The organism is Aerosakkonema sp. BLCC-F183 (genome assembly GCF_041929145.1).
GTDB lineage: Bacteria > Cyanobacteriota > Cyanobacteriia > Cyanobacteriales > Aerosakkonemataceae > Aerosakkonema.
In genome coordinates this window covers 1-3,736 of sequence record NZ_JBHFNU010000038.1, presented here as the reverse complement: position 1 = coordinate 3,736, position 3,736 = coordinate 1, and the positions used below count along the sequence as shown (strand labels likewise).

The 3,736-nt window shown below is 38.9% G+C and carries 2 protein-coding genes; both read left to right on the top strand.

From position 1 onward, the window contains the following. Positions 1–148 precede the first annotated feature (148 nt). Complete coding sequence (locus ACE1CD_RS09395; protein ID WP_374823452.1) at positions 149–1,969, top strand: DEAD/DEAH box helicase; 1,821 nt, start codon at positions 149–151, stop codon at positions 1,967–1,969. Between the two features lie 49 nt (positions 1,970–2,018). After that, a complete protein-coding gene (locus ACE1CD_RS09390) occupies positions 2,019–3,653 on the top strand; it encodes a hypothetical protein (protein WP_374823449.1) in 1,635 nt (544 codons plus the stop codon). The last annotated feature ends 83 nt before the right edge of the window (positions 3,654–3,736 follow it).

The following is a 3,736-nucleotide window of genomic DNA, read 5'->3' as shown; positions in this document are numbered from 1 at the left end:
TGGGTGTAAAATGAAGGTATTAAATTCATTTTTTTCATTAGTTAGGTCTACTTGAGAATAGCAGACCTATTTTTTTTTGACAACAATCGGTCAACCCCGCACGCAGTAAGGGGTTGACCGATTGTTGTCTCCCCCCCAGGGTGAAACAGTGCAAATAGGTATTAGCTCTCAGCGATTGTTGGAATTAGCGCAAAAAAATCTACCAGATATTAAACTTGCCGTTGTCAAAGCTTTCAATCGAGATTTAAAAGTAGGATTAGTTATCGGAAATGCTAGCACGCAAAGCGGATCTACTCAGCTATTTAATGAAGATTTAGCCAATCTGAAAAGACAAATGTCCGAATCTCAAAGGCAGTTAGAAAATTTGCGCCAACAAGCTGGAATAAAAGCTAGAAACTGCCGAGCAATTTTAACAGAATTGAAACAGTTTGAAAAATTGCCAGATAGTTTACGCGCTGTAGTGGAAAGATGCCTGCAAAGCACCTCAATGTTAACTGTTTTAGCAGAATTACCAACATTATCAGCACAGGTGATTGACTGGGAAAGCAGTATTACTAACCTGACGGAGATGATTTCCTTGCTAGATCCTTTAGTTGCACTATCAAATATCAAAAATAATCTAAATAATCATCTTGCCAAGTTACAACAAACTTATGAAAGTGCCAACATTAAAGTGAGAGATTTACAAAACCAAATTAGCGAAATAGAAGCGCAACTACAACAGAAACCTTCAGAACAATTAATTAGCGATCGCAAATGGTGGGAGTCAGCATGGCAAGCAATACCCGATCGACTAAAACCACCAGTTCCCTCAACAGGTTTATTCGATCCAGACTTTTTACGCACAGTAAAAGCGCAATTCGACGCTTGGCAAATAGAATTACAAAAAGAACAAGCTTATCTCAGTCGCTACGAAAACCTCGTCCAAGATTGGATTCAAAAATTACGCAATCCCTCCGCACAAGATCGCACCGAATTGCGGCGAACTTATATTGATAATGCCAACGTTATCGGCATTACTTGCGTGCAAGCTGCTGGATATAACTTTGCCAGAGAATTCAATAACTTTGATGTCGTAATTATTGATGAAGTCAGTAAATGTACGCCGCCAGAGTTACTAATTCCTGCCTTAAAAGGGAAGAAATTAGTCCTAATTGGTGACTATCGACAATTACCGCCAATGCTACATGAAAATAGCATCGAAGAAATTGCCGAAGAAATGGACAGTACCAGAGAAGAAATGGCATTTTTAGAAGAATCGCTATTCAAAATACAATTTGAAGCTGCATCAGAGAGTATTAAGCGTAGGTTAACTATTCAGTATCGAATGCACCCAGTTATTATGGGTGCAATCAATCAGTTTTACGAACATCGCTTGCAATGTGGAATTACCGATGCAGATCGGCAACGCGCACACAATCTCAATGGTAAAATTATCCAAGAAAATCATCATCTTATTTGGGTAAAAATGCCATTGGAAGAGGGTTTTGCCGAAAGACAAGAAGGAACGTCAAGGACGAATCTTAAAGAAGTGGATGCGATCGAAATTTTATGTCAGCAAATGGAAGAATCTTGGTTTCCCAAAGTTGCTGCTGGAAATTCCCGCAAAGAAATCGGCATCATTACTTTTTATGGCGCTCAATTGAGACTAATTGAAGAAAGAATAAATCCCCAAAGCTTTCCTTCCTTGCAAATTAGAACTGGTACAGTTGACCGATTTCAAGGTATGGAACGCGCAGTAGTTATTGTTAGCATGGTTCGCAATAATAGCAATCGAGATGTAGGATTTGCCAAAAAGTTAGAACGGGTAAACGTTGCTTTTTCTCGCGCTCAAGAATTGCTAATAGTTGTCGGTTGTCATTCCTTATTTACTCAATATGCACGGGGAGTTGGTAGTATTTATTCTAACATCTCCGATATCCTGCGTCGTCATGGAGGATTAATTGATGTTTCTCAAATATCAGGATAGTTCCTCAAGGATAAACCTATTAATTAACAAAACTATCAAGGATTAATAAATGTTTCTAGCATCCTCTCCTAAACCAATTGATGCCAATCTAAAAGAAATGGCAGACAAAATTGAGCAACAAAGTCCGGGTTTATCTGTTTTAGCGGCGCGTCAATTTCGCTATAGCGTTTCACAAGTAACCGTAGAAGTTACTATTAGCGAACCGCGTAAATTTAATGTAATCGAAGAGTTTATTCTTCGCGCTGGAATTGAACTCGAACCGCCGCCAACCGTTGAGGAACTAGCAAATGTACTGGGACTCGATCCTGTATTCGTACAGAATACTACGAGAACTCTGCGCTCTTTACAAACTTTAGCATGGACAACAAATGGTTCGATCGCACTTACTCCCCAAGGACGACAATTTTACGAACAAGGTTCTGTTCCTCAACCTCCACAAACTAAAGAAATTTATGCCATAACTGACCCATTAAACAGCAATCTTTTTTTTCTCGCTTCTCCTTTAGAATCAACCAACATTGACTTACCAGAGTTAGAAAATTTTATAGCGATCGAAAATAGATCGCCCGATATTGATTCCTTACTATTAGAAGAATTCCAGCAAATAATTCAAGCTTCCAGCTTAGGACTGCACGACCCAAAAGAAGGCAAAATAGTTACTGAATCAAGTATAATAGATGAACCTCAAAATATCTGGCAAGCTATTTCAATTTTAGTTATTTTTGACATAATTGAAGATAAAATAAACCTGCAAATTAGACGCGGTAAGCAGGTTTTAGAATATCCCTCAACTTATTTAGATATCCTGCAAGAAGCAGGAATGATTTCCTTACAAGATTTCTTCTCTATTAGTGAAGAAACTATTGCCAACGAACGCCATCTACTGATGGAAGCGAGGAATGCAGAAGTTGAGGCAAGAATTGAGAAAATCGATCGTATAGCAATTGAAAATGTTCTGGAAATTAGGACTAATCCCAAACCAAATAAACCTGCCTCAACTAATGAAACAGATAGTGCTATTTTGATCCGTGATAGTCAGATCCGCAAAGCTTTTATAGATACTCTAAAATCGGCGCGTCAAGAAATACTGATTTTTTCACCTTGGGTAAGCGAAGAAGTAATAGATGATGAATTTATTAAGCTGCTTGAGAATATTGCCAAACAGGAAGTTGCCGTTTTAATTGGTTATGGAATTGCTCGCAAACAGGAAGAAGAAGAACGACAAATTCCCCCTACACTCCAGCAAAAATTAGCAGGAATTAAAACACCAGATGGTTTACCTGCGGTGCAGATATTTTGGTTGGGAAATTCCCATGCAAAGGAAGTAGTAGTCGATCGCAAAATTCACTTATGCGGTTCTCATAATTTTCTTTCTTATCGGGGAGATAGATTACCAAGAGGAGAAACCGTTTATAAAGTAACTATTCCCGAACAAGTTCAAGAAGCTTACGAATTTTTGGCAACTCGATTCAATAAACAGGCACAAAAATTATGGAAGAATGCTTTAAAAATGCGTGACGATCGATCTGCTGAAGCTGCTATTTGCGTGTGGGGTGCGCTGAGTATGGAACAAGAAGCATTAAAACAGCTACAACAAAATAAATGGCTGGAATTATTACCGATTTGGTTAAACTGGAGTTCCCTTTTGACAAAAAGGGGGAAGGTATGCTGGGCTTGGCTTTAAGGGTTCAAGCTCGGCCAATTACATGGGTACACTACAACCCAACTCCCAGCAAATCCAAAGCTGTTTGTTGCAGAGGAGTAGGC